The organism is Streptomyces sp. NPDC002817 (assembly GCF_053592055.1).
In genome coordinates this window covers 1-16,426 of record NZ_JBSFUY010000035.1, presented here as the reverse complement: position 1 = coordinate 16,426, position 16,426 = coordinate 1, and the positions used below count along the sequence as shown (strand labels likewise).

At 69.6% G+C, this 16,426-nt stretch carries 16 protein-coding genes and 3 pseudogenes; 8 read left to right on the top strand and 11 right to left on the bottom strand.

Annotated elements, in window-relative coordinates; all coding sequences use genetic code 11:
- The first annotated feature begins 222 nt into the window (after window positions 1-222).
- Both ACWD3I_RS40575 and ACWD3I_RS40570 read left to right on the top strand, forming a co-directional pair.
- Window positions 223-624 (top strand): hypothetical protein, encoded by a 402-nt coding sequence (locus ACWD3I_RS40575; RefSeq protein ID WP_365400099.1) that lies wholly within the window; start codon window positions 223-225, stop codon window positions 622-624.
- 694 nt (window positions 625-1,318) lie between these two features.
- Window positions 1,319-1,975, top strand: coding sequence for a restriction endonuclease (locus ACWD3I_RS40570; RefSeq protein WP_365400102.1), 657 nt, complete (start codon window positions 1,319-1,321; stop codon window positions 1,973-1,975).
- A gap of 12 nt (window positions 1,976-1,987) precedes the next feature.
- On the opposite strand, the gene ACWD3I_RS40565 is transcribed toward ACWD3I_RS40570, so the two are convergent.
- The 3 genes from ACWD3I_RS40565 to ACWD3I_RS40555 form a co-directional block, all read right to left on the bottom strand.
- Complete coding sequence (locus tag ACWD3I_RS40565) at window positions 1,988-6,022, bottom strand: nSTAND1 domain-containing NTPase (RefSeq protein WP_451084319.1); 4,035 nt, start codon at window positions 6,020-6,022, stop codon at window positions 1,988-1,990.
- Window positions 6,009-6,341, bottom strand: a complete 333-nt coding sequence (locus ACWD3I_RS40560) for a CU044_2847 family protein (protein WP_365412948.1) — start codon at window positions 6,339-6,341, stop codon at window positions 6,009-6,011. The genes ACWD3I_RS40565 and ACWD3I_RS40560 overlap by 14 nt, the downstream gene beginning before the upstream one ends.
- A 743-nt stretch (window positions 6,342-7,084) precedes the next feature.
- Window positions 7,085-7,735, bottom strand: coding sequence for a helix-turn-helix domain-containing protein (locus ACWD3I_RS40555; RefSeq protein WP_365412950.1), 651 nt, complete (start codon window positions 7,733-7,735; stop codon window positions 7,085-7,087).
- 141 nt (window positions 7,736-7,876) lie between these two features.
- On the opposite strand from ACWD3I_RS40555, the gene ACWD3I_RS40550 reads away from it, so the two are divergent.
- The 3 genes from ACWD3I_RS40550 to ACWD3I_RS40540 all read left to right on the top strand — a co-directional run bounded on the left by ACWD3I_RS40550 (window position 7,877) and on the right by ACWD3I_RS40540 (window position 10,901).
- Window positions 7,877-8,866 (top strand): alpha/beta fold hydrolase, encoded by a 990-nt coding sequence (locus tag ACWD3I_RS40550; RefSeq protein WP_365412952.1) that lies wholly within the window; start codon window positions 7,877-7,879, stop codon window positions 8,864-8,866.
- A gap of 458 nt (window positions 8,867-9,324) precedes the next feature.
- On the top strand, window positions 9,325-9,867 hold the full coding sequence (locus tag ACWD3I_RS40545; protein WP_365412954.1) for a hypothetical protein: 543 nt from the start codon (window positions 9,325-9,327) through the stop codon (window positions 9,865-9,867).
- Between the two features lie 149 nt (window positions 9,868-10,016).
- On the top strand, window positions 10,017-10,901 hold the full coding sequence (locus ACWD3I_RS40540; RefSeq protein WP_365412956.1) for an alpha/beta hydrolase: 885 nt from the start codon (window positions 10,017-10,019) through the stop codon (window positions 10,899-10,901).
- Here the strand turns inward: ACWD3I_RS40540 and ACWD3I_RS40535 are convergent.
- Window positions 10,883-11,023: pseudogene (locus ACWD3I_RS40535) on the bottom strand (IS110 family transposase); the annotation flags it as partial. The gene ACWD3I_RS40540 and the pseudogene ACWD3I_RS40535 sit on opposite strands and share 19 nt — an antisense overlap.
- An 8-nt stretch (window positions 11,024-11,031) precedes the next feature.
- On the opposite strand from ACWD3I_RS40535, the pseudogene ACWD3I_RS40530 reads away from it, so the two are divergent.
- Both ACWD3I_RS40530 and ACWD3I_RS40525 read left to right on the top strand, forming a co-directional pair.
- A pseudogene (locus tag ACWD3I_RS40530) lies at window positions 11,032-11,142 on the top strand (IS21-like element helper ATPase IstB); the annotation flags it as partial.
- 193 nt (window positions 11,143-11,335) lie between these two features.
- The gene (locus ACWD3I_RS40525; protein WP_451084318.1) at window positions 11,336-12,568 is read left to right on the top strand and encodes an MFS transporter; all 1,233 of its coding nucleotides are present in this window, start codon (window positions 11,336-11,338) and stop codon (window positions 12,566-12,568) included.
- Between the two features lie 151 nt (window positions 12,569-12,719).
- Here the strand turns inward: ACWD3I_RS40525 and ACWD3I_RS40520 are convergent.
- The 5 genes and pseudogenes from ACWD3I_RS40520 to ACWD3I_RS40500 form a co-directional block, all read right to left on the bottom strand.
- Window positions 12,720-12,912: pseudogene (locus tag ACWD3I_RS40520) on the bottom strand (transposase); the annotation flags it as partial.
- Window positions 12,913-12,991: 79 nt separating this feature from the next.
- Window positions 12,992-13,540 (bottom strand): MOSC domain-containing protein, encoded by a 549-nt coding sequence (locus ACWD3I_RS40515; protein ID WP_365412960.1) that lies wholly within the window; start codon window positions 13,538-13,540, stop codon window positions 12,992-12,994.
- Entirely contained in the window at window positions 13,537-14,082 is a 546-nt protein-coding gene (locus ACWD3I_RS40510) for a Clp protease N-terminal domain-containing protein (RefSeq protein ID WP_365412962.1), read from the bottom strand. The genes ACWD3I_RS40515 and ACWD3I_RS40510 overlap by 4 nt, the downstream gene beginning before the upstream one ends.
- A gap of 2 nt (window positions 14,083-14,084) precedes the next feature.
- Window positions 14,085-14,327 (bottom strand): hypothetical protein, encoded by a 243-nt coding sequence (locus ACWD3I_RS40505; protein WP_365412964.1) that lies wholly within the window; start codon window positions 14,325-14,327, stop codon window positions 14,085-14,087.
- A 186-nt stretch (window positions 14,328-14,513) separates the two neighbouring features.
- On the bottom strand, window positions 14,514-14,714 hold the full coding sequence (locus ACWD3I_RS40500; RefSeq protein WP_365412966.1) for a DUF4259 domain-containing protein: 201 nt from the start codon (window positions 14,712-14,714) through the stop codon (window positions 14,514-14,516).
- A 92-nt stretch (window positions 14,715-14,806) separates the two neighbouring features.
- Here ACWD3I_RS40500 and ACWD3I_RS40495 point away from each other — a divergent pair, with 92 nt between their 5' ends.
- Window positions 14,807-15,301: a hypothetical protein gene (locus tag ACWD3I_RS40495; RefSeq protein WP_365412968.1), complete on the top strand. Its 495-nt coding sequence runs from the start codon at window positions 14,807-14,809 to the stop codon at window positions 15,299-15,301.
- A 351-nt stretch (window positions 15,302-15,652) separates the two neighbouring features.
- Here ACWD3I_RS40495 and ACWD3I_RS40490 read toward each other — a convergent pair whose 3' ends face one another.
- Window positions 15,653-16,138, bottom strand: a complete 486-nt coding sequence (locus ACWD3I_RS40490) for a DNA ligase-like domain-containing protein (protein ID WP_365412970.1) — start codon at window positions 16,136-16,138, stop codon at window positions 15,653-15,655.
- Window positions 16,139-16,220: 82 nt separating this feature from the next.
- On the bottom strand, window positions 16,221-16,426 hold a 206-nt coding region (locus ACWD3I_RS40485; protein WP_451084317.1), incomplete at its 5' end, for a hypothetical protein.

Below are 16,426 nucleotides of genomic sequence, written 5' to 3'. Positions count from 1 at the left end.
GCGATTGAGGTGTCAGGCACGGCATCTGACGCTGCGTCGACTGAAGTCTGGTTCATCAGTTGTGCCGTGAGTGCTGATGTGCGGCTTCATGCGCTGAAGGGCCATGCTTCATGATTGCCTGCACGGCGCTCGCTCGGTGAACGAGTCTGTGGTTGCTGCTTTCAACGGTTCAGCTCTGCCCGCGGCTACGGGCCTGCCGAGCCACACCTTTAAGCTTCTCACGTGCGCTATCTGGCAGAACCCTTCGCCCTGGGGGCCTTGAGACGCGGCCGGTCGATCGAGCAGTTCCTCGGTCCTGCCGGCGCGCCGGAGCGTTCCGGCGTTTGGTATGTCGAGGTCGTGCCGGCCAGGACGGGCTACGAGGTATTCCTGTACACCCTCGAAGACGTTGGCCATGAGACCTTCGCCGATCTGGTCGAGTTCCCTCCTTTGGACCCGGACAACGAGGAAGAGGAGTTCGGTCGTCTTGTCGCCACGTGCGACGAGGCACGCGCTGCCCTCGAAGCCGCTGAGGACGTGACCGGAGCGGTTCGGGGGAAGTGGGTCAACGCCGGACTGGCGCAGGCCGAGTACTACGACTACGTGTCGGCCGGACGGCCGGCGAACATCGCCGGTGACGGTTGACCGCCCGGGGCCCTGACGGTGGCGGGTCGCTGAGCGGGACATGACCGTACCGGTGGTCACCGGCTGGGTTCGATGCCGACTGCGAGTGCGTAGTACTGACCTGTGCCCTACTGCTGGCCCCGGTCGGCCCGCCTGAGCCAGCTAAGAGGAGCGGCAGCAGAGCGCCCCCCGGGGCCGGTGACCACGGCGAGGGTGCGCGGGCTGACACGGCGATGATGCCCGCGTACGCGGGTGCTGTCGCCGGAGTCGGAGTGGTAGTGGTGGACTGGGTGGGGGTGTTCCGGCGGGGCCGCGGCGCGCTGCGGCGGGGCGGCGTAGGGGGCTGTGCGGCGCGGGGCCGGTTGCGGCGTCTGTAGCCCGGGCACTCGGGTGCCGTCGCGGCGTTGGTGGGGGCTTAGGCGTCGCCGGGCGGGGCCGGGTGTTCCTCGGCGCGGCGTTCGACGGTGGCGACCGGCACTGACTGTCCAGGGCGGTCAACTCAGCGACGGTGTGCAGCTGTTGGGTATCTGGCAGCGATTTCCGGTCAGGTGCTTGCGACGGTCGGCCCGCTGCCAGTGCCGGGTGCTGTCATGAAAGCGGCGGGGAACTGCGGACGAGGGGGGACTGTGCGCGGGGACAGGGGATTCCACGACGTCGATCATGTCGGCCGGTGCCCGGGCGGGGCGTGGTGCGGCACGTCGGTTGAGGGCTTGCGGTGAGTGCCCGCCGACGGCGGTGCAAAGGTGACGATGAGCTGCTGATTGCGCTGGGCGGGTTCGTGGTCGTCGGGTTGGTGCTGGTCAGGGTGGGGCAGTGGGTGTGGGCACACTGGTGGGTCTTGCTCGTGATCGGCCTCCTATCGCTTCTTGCCCTGGCTGCTTGGGCCCATCAGCGGGTTGACCGGGTGAGGTCCGCGCGGCTGCGGGTGGAGGGTCTGACCTACTCACTTGGGCAGCTGGACGCCATGCACCACAGTGCCTTCGAGCTCGCAGTACGGGACTTGCTGGCCCGGGACGGCTGCCGGGATGCGCTGCGCTGTGGCGGCCGCGGAGATCTCGGGGCCGACGTCAAGGGCCACGATCCGCTGGGGCGGCTGTGGGTGATCCAGTGCAAGCACCGCAGGAGGGGTATGGATGGCTCGGCTGTAGGGACGCCGGAGTTGCAGACGCTCAACGGCACGGGCCGGCCGGTACACGGCGGTGATGTTGTCGTGATGGTGACCAACGCGAGGATCTCTGGTCCGGCCCGCGACTTCGCCCGGCAGCAGCGCCTGCACCTGGTCGACCGGCGGGTGCTGGAGCAATGGGCCCGGGGCAGGCGGCCGCTGTGGGAGATCCTCCCGCGTGTTCCACCGCCCCGGAGTCGATCTTGATGGCAAGGGTCTTCAGCAGGTCGATGGCTGGGTCTCGCCGTGTGCGAAGTTGTCCCAGACCTGTGTGTCTGGTGCGCCGACTTCGGTGCACAGCGCCTTGTACGGGTCGGTGAGTGGTTCGGTCGGGACGCGGCGCACCACGGCGTCGTAGGTTGCGATCATGAGCTCGCTTCCTGCGCGAGTGAAGGTCAGCGCTGCCGGCGCGGCGCTGACCGGGATGGCGAGTCCGACCGGCAGGTGGGTGGCGGTGTCGCGGAACTGGATGTGATTCTTGGTTGCGAGGGCCAGGGTGGTGCCTGTGGGATTGAACGTGAGTGCACCGGCGACTGTGCCGTCGCCGGTGACCGTGACGGGGCTGCCGACCGGGCGCCCCGTGGCGGAGTCCCACACGCGCAGCATGCCGTCGCCGGTTGCGGTGGCCAGCTGTGTCCCGTCCGCGTTGAAGGCCACCGCCCAGACGAGGCGGCTGGCGCCGATCGAGTTCCCCACGACCGTGAGTGGCTCTCGCAGGTGGCGTCCGGTGGCGGGATCCAGCAGCTGGACGGCGCCGTCGCTGGTGCCGACGGCGAGGACTTTCCCGTCGGGGCTGAAGGCGAGGGAGAATACCGGGATCCCTCGGTCCGCCTTGTACGGTGCGCCGACAGGCTTTCCCGAGGAGGGGTCCCAGAGCCGGACGGCCCCGTCGTAGGTGCCGACCGCGAGCGCCTTGCCGTTCGGGCTGAACGCCACCGCCTTGACCGGAATCTGCGCGATGCGAGGATCCGGAGCTGCGACGATGGGTGCGTGCAGCGGATGTCCGGTGGCCGCCTCCCACAGCTGCAGCTGTCCTGCGGCGGTCCCGGTGGCCACGGTCGCACCGTCGGGGCTCACTGCGAGAGCGTCGGCGCGGAGATCGATGGCGGCGGACACCCGCGGGGGTCGGCCGGTGGTGGGGTTCCACAGCCGGGCCGTCCCGTCGTCCGTGCCGGTGGCCAGCGTCTTGCCGTCAGGGCTGAAGGCGACCGCGTTGACGGAGCTGCCGACCGGGATCGGTTTGCGCAGCGGTCGGCCGGTGGTGGGGTTCCACAGCCGGGCCGTCCCGTCGTCCGTGCCGGTGGCCAGCGTCTTGCCGTCAGGGCTGAAGGCCACTGCGTTGACGGAGCTGCCGACCGGGATCGGTTTGCGCAGCGGTCGGCCGGTGGTGGGGTTCCACAGCCGCAGCGTCCCGTCGTGTCCGCCGCTGGCAAGGACGCTCCCATCGTCGCTGAATGTCACCGCGGAGACGTCAACGGAAGAATCGCTGGCCGGCGAGCTGGCGACGACCGCATAGCGTCTGTCGCCGCTTTCGACGTCCCAGACCTCCAGTTGTCCGTCGCCGGAGGCGGTGGCCACGGTCTTGCCGTCCGGGCTGAGCGCCACCGCCCGAACGATCCCTCCCACGAGCGTGGTTCCTCTGACCGGATCGCCGCTGGGAATGCGCCATACGTCGAGCGTTCCGCCACCTGTCCCGACTGCCATGACCTTGCCGTTGGCACTGATGGCGACTGAGGTGACTTCGACGGGGCCGAATGCCACCGGCTCGGCCGCAGGTCGTCCCGTCCGCGGGTTCCAGCCACGCAGCCGGCCATCGCCCGTCCCGGTGACAAGGACCTTGCCGTCGGGATCAAAGGCCACCGCGTTGACCCTCGTGCTCCGTCCGTCCGCCTGGCTGGCGGTGACCGGCTTTCCCACCGGCCCGCCTGTGCGCGCATCCCAACGCCGCAGCGTCCCGTCGTCCGCGCCGGTGGCCAGATACCTGCCGTCGTGGGTGAAGGCCAGGGATCGCACCGCACTGGTGGAGACGACCATGACGCTGTTCTGCCGGGCCTCACGCAGCAGTCCCGCAACGGCGGCGCCGGCCTCGTCGGTTTGCGCCACTGCCCACGCGGAGACAGCGAGCTGACGGGCCACAGCGGGCGATGCCCCGGAACTGTGGGCGGCGAGCTGGCGAGACAGCCCGAGGGCGTGCTGGTGAGCACTGGCGCTATTACTCTGCTGGACCACGATGCCGACCGCTGTGGCGATGAACGCGACCAGAGCAGCCAGCCAGCCCCTGAGGATATTTCGTCGGCGACGCGACAACTCGATGAAGTCCCGCTCGTGGGGCCGTACGTCGTCGCCGCGCTGCCGAAGCCATCGCGAAGCCAGGCGCAGTTCCGTGGCGCGCAGCAGGGCGTGGCGGCGGTCGCGGCCGGGTTCGGCCGCCCGCCACCGGTGCAGGGCATCGCGCAGACTCTCCTGCCAGACCCGGAAGTCGCGCGAGGCCGCGATCCATTTGCGCAGCTGCGGCCACGCGTCGATGAGAACCTGGTGGGCGAGTTCGGCGGTCCCCGGGCCAGAAGGGCCGACGCCGCTGGTGGTGACGACAAGGCGTGCGGTGGCCAATTCCTGCGCCACTTGCCACTGTTCGTCGCTCAGGTCCTCGCGCAGGGCCACCCGGCGCACGTCCTGCGGCGGCTGTCCCTGAGCCCGCTCGCCTGTCGTGTCGTCGGGCCGTACGAGCTGGGTCAGCAGGCTCTCCGGGGCATGCTCCAGCGACCGCAGCCGGTCCACCACGTCGTCGGCCCGCTGCTGCAGGGCCCCCGTCACGCCGCCTATGTCCTGGTACGCGGTGCCGGTGAGCCGGCCCGACTGCTGCCGCTGGTACAGCGCCGAGAGGGTCTCCTCTACCAGGGGCAGGGCCGACGTACTCGAGCGGGTGTCCTCGACGATCTGCTCGACGAGTGCGGAGGCTATCGTGCAGCGCACTGTGCGCAGCGGTTTGGTGATCATCTCTCGTAGCTCGGCGGAGGTCGGCGGGTTGACGGCCCGTCCGCGCGCGTCCCACGCCGTGTAGATGGTCGGCGTGTGCTCGCCGGCCAGATGCCGAAAAGTGTCGCGAGCAGTCACCAACACCCGGACCGGTGTCGGGACGCCGTCCGATGTGCGGGTCAGCCTGCCGACGTAGGCGTCGATGGCGGTGGCGGCGGCGGGATCGGCCGCGAGTACCTCGTCGAGCTGGTCCAGTACCACCACCAGACGGTCGGCTCCGGCGGACTCCAGCCATGCGGACAGGGCAGCCGGGGCGGGCGGGCCGAGCAGCCGTGCGAGCTCCTCGCACACTGCGGCCGGGGCTGGTTCTCCACCGATGCGCAGTGCCGCGGCAAGTTCGGCGGCGAGCGCGATCTGCGGATGCAGGCGTACGGCGGCTGTCGCGGCTCCGGACGCTGCGAGCCGGGGCAGTACACCGGCTCGGACCAGGGACGTCTTGCCCACGCCGGACGGGCCGTGCACGACGGTCACCGGGTGCTTGCCGACGAGGTCCGCCAGTTCCCCCGCCATGGCGTCACGGCCCGCGAACACCAGCGCGTCATCCTGCTCGAACGGCTCAAGGCCGCGGTACGGGGACGGCGGCAAGGCCATCTCCCGCAGCGGCGGGTGTGCGGCGAAGAGACTGCGCACGGGCACGGCGTAGGCCCGCCCGGAGCCGTGCCGGGCCACCACCATTCCGACGACGCCACTGAGAGGGTTCGCCCACACCGGGGCTCCGCTGAATCCCGGCTCGATCTCGTCGGTGACGGCCTCCAGCCAGCTGCCGCCGACTATTCCGCGCAGTCGGCCCCGGGCCGAGACACCGTCCTCGAAGTCGGCCGGGTAGCCGAACGTGCGGAACCCCCGCCCCTGGAGATCGTCCAAGGGGTGCAGGACCAGGCGGCCGAGCAGCTGCGGTTCCTCGTCGAGGAGTTCCAAGACGCAGATGTCGCCGTGCAGCCCGTCCGCCGGTGCCACCATGACGGCCCGCGCGGTGAGGCGCTGTGCGCCGTGCCGCCGCGCCGTGTCGTGCTGAGGGAAGTCGACCTCGACCTCCCAGCCCTCCTGGGGGACGACAGGGTGGCGCTGCGCGCGCCGGGAGCGGCCACTACGGGCGTGGGCCAGCACGTGCGCGCAGGTCAGCAACGTGCGCGGGCCCACGAGGAAGGCCGACCCGACCGGCTCTGAACCGGCGCCCCAGACCCGGGCGACGGCCTGGGAGAAGTCAGGCCCCGGCATCGCCGCCAGCCTGTCCCTTCTCCCACTCCATCTCGATGACGAAGTGGGCCTCACCGCCGGTACGGGTCAGGATCACGTTCGCGTCCGCCGTCAGTTTCACCCCGAATTCCACCCGGATGTGGTTCGGTGTGCGCGGCAGGGCCGACAGCCGGTCGAAGACATGACCGGCGATCTCCTGGACGCGTTCCAGGCTGCGCTGCAGGCTCTCGCCGGCCGTGTCGATGTGGTCCTGGCCGCGGCCGACCCGGTCCGTACGGCGGTCGACTTCCAGCAGAATCGGCTCCCCGCCCTCGATGGGCATCCGCACGATCTCGGGCATGGCGTTTCCTCATCATCAGGGCGGATCTGTGACCAGTCAGACGTTACTAGACGCAGTCATGTTTTGACGCCCTGTCACCAGTCAACTGTTGAACGCCTAGGCGGAGTTGCCCTGCGCGAGCCCCCTCGGCGGTCCAGATGTCCGTGCCGCACAGACCACCACGCCCCGGGCCCACCTTCTTCCGCCTCGTCCTGGCCCTGGACGTCCACGGACCGGTGCAGAAGCGGGCCCGGCCGAGCCAGGCCCAGTCGCCTCGTTCCGCGATGAAGGCCAGCGGGCCGTGTGGCGCCCGCCCCCGTCGGCTTCGTGGCTGCGCCGCATCTCTGCGTGTCGTTCGTGCCGTATGCCGAGGGCCTGGCCGTACTGCGCAGTGAGCTCACCGGCACTGGGCCGGCGGACCGAGTCCACGGTGTCGGCGGGCCAGTCCATCGAGCCCGAACTCGCGTGGGCGGTCGGATGCGGTCGGGGACACCGCCTGACGGGCGGCGAACATTGCCGCCGCCGGGAGCAGGGCCACAAGGACGCCAAGGTCTACCTCACCGCGCTCCAAGCGCCGATGCCGCAGACTGCATCCTGGCCACCTGCCTCCGGGAGCCCTCTCTGACTGGTCGCCGGCATCGCGGGTTTTCTGCGCGGGCCGCTGGGTCGCTAGCGTGCGTGTTCCGGGAATCTGGGCGGTCCTTGGCCGCGGACCTGGGTGCGGGGTCGTGACGTCGCCGTCTTGTCGGTGCGGGTCGCGGCTCCTACGGCTGTTCTTGGCAGCAGGCCTGAGCGCGATTGGGCTGGGGGGTCTCGCTGCCGGCGCCCGTCGCTGTGCGCAAGCGTAGGCGCTCGCCCTGGGGGCCGAACATGATCAGGTGCTCGACCGGCTGGCCGATGCCGGCGTTCGCCACCCCGTGCGGGGTGCGGGTGTCGAACTCGATGGCGTCCCCGGCAGTCAGGATGAGGTCGTGGTCGCCGAGTGCGAGCCACAGCCGCCCGTACAGCACGCACAGCCACTCGTGGCCCTCGTGGGAGACCTGACGGGGCCGCGCGGGCGGGTCCTCGATGGCGGGCAGGATGTGTTTGTGGGCGTGCAGGCCGCCGACGTACCGGGTCAGCGGCAGCACGGCCTTGTCGTCGCCGAAGCTCAGAGGTGCCGTGGTGCGCGGCTCGGTCGCGGGGGCGGGTGCGGTGCCGGCCAGTTCGTCCAGGGAGAGGTCGTACTCCTTCGACAGCTGCAGCAGCATCTCCAGGGTGGGTTTGCGTCGGCCGGTCTCGATCCGGGACAGGGTGCTGGCTGAGATGCCGGTCGCGCAGCTGACACCGGCGAGTGTCGCGCCGTGGTGCTCGCGCGCGGCCCGCAACCGAGGCCCCATCGCGGCCAGCGTGTCGTCCACGTCGTCGACTGCCACCTTGCCCGCTCCTTCGTACCGTGCCGTGCGACCACCGTGTCCTGCGAGTTTGCCAGAGTGGCAAGGCTGATCGCGTCGGTCGGGTGCCGCACCGCATGATCGATGGGTAGCCGCGTCCGTCCGCGAGCCGAGGAGAAGCCCATGCAGCCGGAGCCGACCGCCGAGCTTTGCCACCGCACCGTCGCAGCCCCGGCCGGGCGCCTGCACCTGGTCGAGCAGGGCACCGGCCCGCTGGTCCTGCTCGTGCACGGCTTCCCCGAGTCCTGGTACTCCTGGCGCCGCCAGCTCCCGGCCCTTGCCGCGGCCGGCTATCGGGCGGTGGCGATCGACGTGCGCGGCTACGGCCGCTCCTCCAAGCCGGCGGCGACCGACGCCTACCGGATGCTCGACCTGGTACAGGACAACGCCGCCGTCGTGCGCGCTCTCGGCGAACAGAACGCGGTGGTCATCGGCCACGACTGGGGCGCCAGCATCGCCGCCGCCTGCGCCCTGCTGCACCCTGACGTCTTCAGCGCCGTCGGCCTGCTGAGCGTCCCCTACGCGCCGCCCGGCGGCCCCCGCCCCACCGACGTCTTCGGCCGGATCGGCGGCCGCGAGCAGGAGTTCTACGTCTCCTACTTCCAAAAGCCCGGCCGCGCCGAGGCGGAGATCGAGCCCGATGTCCGGGGCTGGCTCGCGGGCTTCTACGCGGCCCTGTCCGCCGACACCATGCCCGGGCAGGGTGAGCTTGACCCTCACTTCGTCGCCCGCGGCGGCGGCCGGCTGCGCGACCGCTTCCCCACGGGGGTCCTGCCGGCCTGGCTGAGCGAGGACGACCTCGACGTCTACGCCGGGGAGTTCGAGCGCACGGGGATCACCGGCGCACTCAACCGCTACCGCAACATGGACCGCGACTGGGAAGACCTCGCCCCGCACCGCGGAGCCCCGATCAAGCAGCCGTCCCTGTTCCTCGGTGGCGCCCTGGACGCCTCCACCACCTGGATGTCCGACGCCATCGACGCCTACCCCACCACCCTCCCCGGCCTGTCGGCCTCCCACCTCCTGGACGGCTGCGGCCACTGGATCCAGCAGGAGCGCCCCGACGAGGTCAACCGTCTGCTGACCGATTGGCTCGCCACCCTCCAGGGCTGATCCAGGCGGCTTGCCCAGGCGGCTTGGCGGTTCGTTCGGGGTGGGCGGCGGTGATGCCGCGCATGGCGGTCTGCCCGGTGATGGCGAACAGCCGCAGCGGTCGGCGCTTTCTGCTGCGTCGTTGCGGATGCGGTCCTGTCTCAGGCCGCTCAGTGGCAGTCCGCGGGGGAGAGGCTCCGCTCAGGGTGCTTCTGCTGACGGCCGGGTGATCGGGCTCGACCGCGCTCTTCTGGCAGACCAGCAGGTGGGGGTCGGACGAGGCCGGCCAGCGGTGGTGGTGGTAGGCGTCGGCGTACGAGCTTGTCTGGCTCTGGCCGCGGTTGTGTGATGGCTGCGTCGGATGCTCTTCACCTCACTGCGACATCCGGCCGGCACAAACGGAAGTGCGGTTACAACACTCCAGTTGGCCACTCTGAGCGTGCCACTTGACGGGACACCGTGACGGGAACGCTCTGAGGGTGACTGCCTTTCTGAACCAGCTGCCCGCACTCATAGGTGTCATCGTCGGCGTTCTCGGGACGCTGCTCACGGCACGCCTCAACGACAGAGCGCAATGGGAACGTGCCTTCTCGGTGCGGTGGGATGAGCGTCGATTGGACGCCTACTCCGAGTTCGGTCGCGCACTCAAGGAGGTCCACTTGCTCGCGCATCGCATCACGGCGTCGTCACGACCCTCGTCGCGGGCGCATCCGATTGATCGGAACACAGGCCTTGAGCTGATCGCCCAAGCGGACGCCCAGCGGACCAAAGCGTGGGAGGGGGTGCTTCTGCTGGGTGACGCTGACACGGTGGCCGCCGCACGCGAGTGGCGCTGGGCGGTGCTGCAGCTGGAACGGGCGGCACGTGGCATCGCGGGCGATGACTTCGACTGGGTGGCTGCCGTGCGGCGCGCTGACGAAGGCCGGGACCGCTTCTACATCGCCGCCAGAGCCAGCCTGGCCGTTGGCAACGGCGACGTAGCTCAGGCGCGATGGCTCATCGATCGACAGCTGAACCCATGATTCCGACGCAGTGGTACGGGCCGCGCTGGAACCGAACGCCAAGGTGACCGGCTGGCGCGCTCACTGGCTTCCCAGTGGAGCAGTCAAGTCGTCAGGGGTGGGTCCTAAACCCCTTTGGGAGGGTTCGTGATCTCTCCTATGGTGGCCCGGTGACTATCGAGGTGCCCTATCAGCCCATTCCGGTGGACCAGTCGGACGTTCGCTACGCCCACGGCCCTGACTCGGCTCTTCGGCCGGGCGTGCCGGTCGGGGAGACGGTCGCGTTCGACTGGAACGACAGCGCGATCTACCCGGGCACGTCACGGAAGTTCTGGGTCCATGTGCCCGCGCGGTACGACCCCGCCGAGCCGGCGTCGCTGATGGTGTTCCAGGACGGCTGGTGGTATCTGGACCCCGGAGGGGAGGTCCGCGGCGCGGTCGTCCTGGACAACCTCGTCCACCACGGGGACATCCCGGTCACCATCGGCGTATTCGTCGACCCGGGCGTCTTCCCCGACGCTGAGAATCCGAAGAACCGCAACACCGAGTACGACGCCTACGACGATTCGTATGTCCACTTCCTCCTGAACGAGATCATCCCCGAGGTCAGGAAGCACTACGCGATCACCGACGACCCCGATCGGTGGGGCATCTGCGGGGGCAGCAGCGGCGGCAACTGCGCCTTCACCGCGGCGTGGCTGCGCCCGGACAGGTTCCGCCGCGTCATCGGGTACCTGTCCAGTTTCGCGCAGATGCCGAACGGCAACCCCTACCCCGACGTCGTCGGCCGCGTTCCCCGCAAGCCGCTGCGGATCTTCCTGCAGGCGGGCCATCGTGACCTGCGCTGGAACGAGCCCGAGGCGAACTGGCTCGCCGACAACTTGCGTGTCGCGGCGGCACTCGCGGAAGCCGGCTACGACTTCCGCCTCGTCCTGGGTGATGGCGGCCACAGCCCCAACCACGGTGGTGTCCTGCTCCCCGATGCCTTGCGCTGGTTGTGGCGATCCGATGATCGCCCGAACCAGCCGGTGGGATCTGGGGGAGCGGCTTCGTAGACGCGGCGGGCCCGGAGAAGGGCCCACAGGACGTTGACTCTGCGGCAGCCAAGGGCGATCACGGCCTGCGTATGGCGTCTGCCCTCGGCGCGCTTACGGTCGTAAAACACCTGGGAGTTGGGGATGAGGGCTCTGCGCGGCCGTCGTCGAGCGTCTCACCTTCGGCGGGAACATCATCGAGACCGGCATCGACTCCTTCGGCTGTGCCCAGACCCGGGCCAGGGCCGAAAGGCCGCAGGCTGACGATCACGACGGGCTCGTCCTCTGTTCGTTTCTGCGCGTTGTTCCTCTACGCTCAAGGAGGTCATCAACCACCGCATGACATCTGCCCGGTGAGGGAGTCGGCGTGGGGTGCGCGTCCCCGCTCCATGCCGCCAACTGGACGGCTTCAGGCGCAGCCACGGGTCGGCACATCCGGACGCCGACGACCCCGTGTGGCGCGTCCCGCCGGGCGGCGAAAGGGATGCGCCGTGCCTTCGGCTTCGGCGAACTACCTGACTCTGCTGCGCACTTCGGGTGCTGCGGCCTTCTTCTTTCCCGCTGCTGTCGGGCGTCTGGGTATCGCCATGACAGGGATCGGCATCGTCTGGCTGGTGCACGCACGCACCGACTCGTATGCCGCCGCGGGTCTCGTCACCGGCGCCTTCGCTGTCGCCGATGCCGTCGCCGGGCCCCAGATCGGTCGTCTCGTCGACCGGTTCGGGCAGGCGCGGGTGCTTCCCTGCGCGCTGGGTGCGCATGCCGGGGCCGTGGCGCTGCTCCTCGCCGGCGCTGTTCCGGACCCCGTCGCCGGGGTCCTCGTCGGGGCAACGTTGCCCCAGCTCGGTGCCCTGTCCGCCGCTCGCTGGTCCGCGCTGCTGTGCGGTGAACGGGCTGCCGCTCTACCCACCGCCTTCGCCCTGGAGGCTCTCGCCAACGGCGTGTCCTACCTGGCCGGCCCCGCCCTGGTGAGCGTCCTCGGCGCGGCAGGCCGCCCGGGCACCGGCGTGCTGCTCGCCGCCGCGCTCGTCGTCGGCGGCGGGCTCGCCCTCGCCGCCCAGCGCCGCACCACGCCGCCCCTCACGGGCCGCGCCGAAGCCCGGCACGCCCAACGCGCCCTGCTTGGCTCCGCGTTCCTGCGGCAGGTCGCGCTCGGGCTCGCGCTCGGGGTGTTCTTCGGTGCGATGCAGGTGTCCGTCACCGCATACGCCGTCGGACGCGGTACACCGGACGTGGCAGCGCTTCTCTACTTCGCCTCCAACTGCACCAATCTGGTGGGTGGGTGGGCCTACGGAGCATGGCGTTACGGCGGCTCACCCCGGCGCCACCAGGCCGCAGCCGCAGCCGGCCTCGCCCTCATGAGCCTCCCGCTGACCATCCTCGACGGGCCCCTCGCGATCGGCGCCACCCTCGCCCTGACCGGACTCGCTGTCCCCGTCCTGCTGATCCTCACTTCCGTCCTCACCCAGTCGTCCGTCCCGCGCGCCGTCCTCACCCAGGCGTTCACCTGGGGCAACTCCGCAAGCGCCGCAGGATCAGCAGCCGCCGCGGCCATCGCGGGACAGGTGGTCGACACGGGCGGTGCACACGGCGGCTTCGGCGTGGCGGCGGGGGCCGCGGTGGCGATGACGGTCCTGGCGCTCTGCGGTCTGCGGGATGCATCGGCAGCCGAGGAAGAACGACCGTGACACGGGCCGCGGTCGGCACCATCAGGACGCCGGGGAAGGAGCCGGGCACCCCCACGCGGTGTCAGAACTCACCGGCATTCGCCGCGTCATGGGAACAGGAACGGCTGCCAGGACGCATCGAGATGCGGTGTTCTGTCTCATCAACCAAGCCACGGATCAGGGCGGTTCGGTCGGGGGAAGATGCCGACCACGTCGGTGCGACGCCTGATCTCCCTGCTCAGCCGCTCCTGCGGGTTGGTGGGCCAGATCTGCCGCCAGGTCTCGCGTGGGAACGCGGTGAACGCCGGCAGCTGGTGCTGGGCGGTGTCCAAGTGGGCTGCGGCTTTGGGGACCTTGGCTTCGAGGTGCGAAGGATGTGCCGCAGCTGGGCCGTCACGGCGTCGGTGGCGGTCTGTTCGACCTGGCAGCACGGTCATGGAGTCCCTAGACGCGTTCCAGTGGGCGGTGCGGGCGAGCCGGAAGTTCGATTTCGATGGGATCGTTGGGGTGGACGGTTCCGCTTCGGTGGACGACGGCCATGACACCGCATTTGAAGGTGAACTCGGCGGAGTGCGGGTCCAGGGCGAACATCTCGCCCAGCAGACCGGTCCGGAAGTCGTTGATCTTCGAGCAGGGGTTGCGCAGTCCGGTCACCTCGATCACCGCGTCGTCTCCCAGGTGCAGCAGTGTGCTGGTGGGCAGGGCAAGGAGGTCCACTCCACGGGTGGTGATGTTCTCGCCGAGCTGTCCCGCGGAGACCTCGTAGTCCTTGAGCGCGAGTTCCTCGAAGAGTTCCTCGTGCATCAGGTGGACCTGACGCAGGTTGGGCAGGTCCGGTTCGTAGGTCATGCGGAACTGATGGCGGATTGTTGCACCGGCGTGGACGTCCCCTTCCACTCCGAGGCCGGCGATCAGCCTGACGGACGGGTGGTTGGGCTTGCTGAACGCGTACGTGGCGTTGCGGCTCACTGCCGCGACGCGCCCCGTGCTCACAGTCCCTCCGCGGTGGCCTGGGCGAGGATCGACCGGCGCAGGGTCGTGGGGTCGACCCGGAAGGAGGCCAGAACCTTCAGGGCGTGGCCTTCGGGCACGGTCAGAAGGCCGAGCAGAATGTGCTCGGTACCGAACGTGTCGCGGCCCAAGGCTCGGGCCTCGCCGAGGGTGTTCGTCAGTGCCATGCGGGCCTCGGGGGTGTAGGCGGGCCTGGGGAACTGGAAGGCGCCGGGGCCGAATGAGGCGTCGGCCTGACGTTGGATCTCCGTTACGTCGATACCGAGCGACGTCAGGGCGTCGCGAGCGGGCTGCCCTCCAAGGGCTGAGATCCCGGCCGCTTCCAGGACACGTACGGTCTCTTGCCGGGCCCGCTCCAGGTCGACGTTCTGCCCGTGCAGCGCCCTGGCGGCCGTCCCGGATTCGGTGGCGAGGAGGCCGAGCAGGAGGTGCTCGGTGCCGATGAAGTCGTGCCCCAGAGCGATCGCCTCGTCCTGAGAGGCCGCCACGGCCTGCTTCCCGCGATCGGTGAAGAACTCGAACACCTCTACTCCTCCATGCCCATGGCCTTGCGCCTACCTGAATGCTTCTCGTGCACCGACTGCCTGGTGACGTTCAGGGACGTGGCGATGCTCTGCCATGACCAGCCCTGACCGCGGGCGTTGTCGACGTGCAGCCGCTCCAGCTCCTCCAGGAGACGACGCAACGCGACAACTGCCTCCAAGCCGACGGCGGGGTCCTTGTCGGTGACCAGGCCTGCCAATGAGGCCGGGGTGTCCTCAGCTTCCACCGGCGTCAGGCTGCCCTGACACGTGGTCAATGTCAAGGAAACCTGACAGGGGCCGGGATCCCGGATCCGGGCCGTGGATCGTGCCGACACCCGCGGAACAGTCACGAGAGGTTGCACCGCCGACCCCGGCACGGACAATGACGCGGGGTATTCGCCCCCAAAAGCGGGCACGGGTTCTTCAGGGCCCTACGGTGTATCGATCGGCTCGCCGCCTGGGCATTGCGCCGCAATCAGTGCGGCAGCGGCAACCGCTTCATTTGCTTCGGTGAGCCAGCCGGTGGCGTCGACGGTGCGCGTGAGGACACCACGGATCAGTACCTCGCGTTCCTCGGGTTTGGCGTCGTCGAGATCGCCGGGGAAGTCCGCGGCCGCGTCGCTGACACCCACGCGCAGGCCACGCTGGGCGGTGCCGTGATCGTTCTTGGTGGTCTCATGACCATGCCAAAGGTCGGTCGGATGCAGCTCACAGAAGGAACTTTGTGATCAAGAGCCGCTCCATGAAGCGGATAGGCACCCTCGCGGGCATCCTCTCCGCCGCCATCCTCCTCACCGTCACCCAGGCATCCGCCGTCACCGCTGAAACCGAGCGAGCCACGGATGCCAATGGACCGGTCGGCGTTGATAGTTGGGATTGCGCCAGCAGCGGAGAGTCCGCCAGCTGCGGAGAGTCCGCCAGCGTCGGCTGGAACGCCGCCGTCTGCTACTCGGGCGTGGGCGACTGGTTCCATCTTTACGACGGGAAGTCGGACGGCTCCTCCGCCGTCGTGGACTGGGTGATCCGCGACGCCCAGGACCGCACTGTGCGCTATGGCGCCGTTTTCGACGCGGACGGCGCCGGTGCCGTCCGCTACAAGAACAAGGACTTCCCTGACGGCTCGAACGACACGATCCGTTTCCGCGCCTGCCTCGGTCGCTGGTCGACCAAGCTGATCACTGCAGGCACATGTTCCGCCTGGGTGACCCGGCAGAACTGACCCGCACCTGACGGCTTCGATACCGAGGCGCGGGCCCTCGTCCAGGTTGTTGTCCGGTCGAGAGCTCCCGTCACGGAGGCGCTGCTCCAGCAGGGTCACCGGGTACGGGCTGCCGGAGCCACCGTCTCTCGTGGGCTGTTCGCCCACCACTGTGTAGCCAGCCCGCGCCCAGCAGGACACGGTGTGGAACTGCGCCCAGCTCAACAATCAGCTGCGGCTCGCACCTCAAGCAGTACTACCCGGCCGCCCTCGTGGCGTTCGCCGTCCGCGGCGTGGGCCTGGACGCCCGGGAAGCACGCGCGGTCCTCGCCGCAGCACCCGAGTACACCGCCGCCTCCTGATCCGTGCCAACTACGGGCCGCCCTGCGCAGATCCGGACGGCAGTGGAACGTCGAGGTCTGGGTGGAACGGCTGCGCACCACTTTCACCAGCGACTACCTGCACCAGCCGCCGCTCGTCGAGCAGGTCATGGGGCTCCAAACCCGCTCGCTGGTCGCCCAGTTGGATGCCGCCTGCCGGGCGGCCGACAACTTCGCCGGGGCTGCGGCCGAGGCGTTCGCCGGGGACCCGGACGCCGAAATCCTGAGGCATGAACACCAGGCTTGCGATGCCGACGGCGGTGTCGTCAGCCAGCCATACCCTCGCCTGCTTCGGGTCGTTCAGGGCGCCGCCAGGCCTTGCTTGAGGAACAACGTCTGCAGCGCGGCGTATCGTTCGCTGAAGGGGCGGCCGGTGAGGTCCCGTGTTCAGGCGCAGGAGGTCGAACGCGACCAGGTGGGCAGGGAACGCGAGGGCATGGCGGGCATCGGTTCCGGCAGTGTCCGCGTCACAGCCCATGCCTTTCACCCAGCCCGCCAGTCGGCAAGCCGAGTGCGCGTGCACACCCGGTCTGCCGGCCTGGCCACGGCCCACTGCACACCTAGGCACTGTCTCTCAGATCCGGCTGTGAGATCGTCGTGCTCATGATCGAGGCTTGGGTGATCGATGACGACAGCAGTGTCCCTGCGTCGTCCGAGAGCGTGCCGGAGGCCCTTCGGACAAGGATCGACAGCGGGCAGCTTGAGACGTGGCTGACCAGTTCGTCCGGACGATCATTGGCCTTCGTGACGAATACCGAGCGCGCGA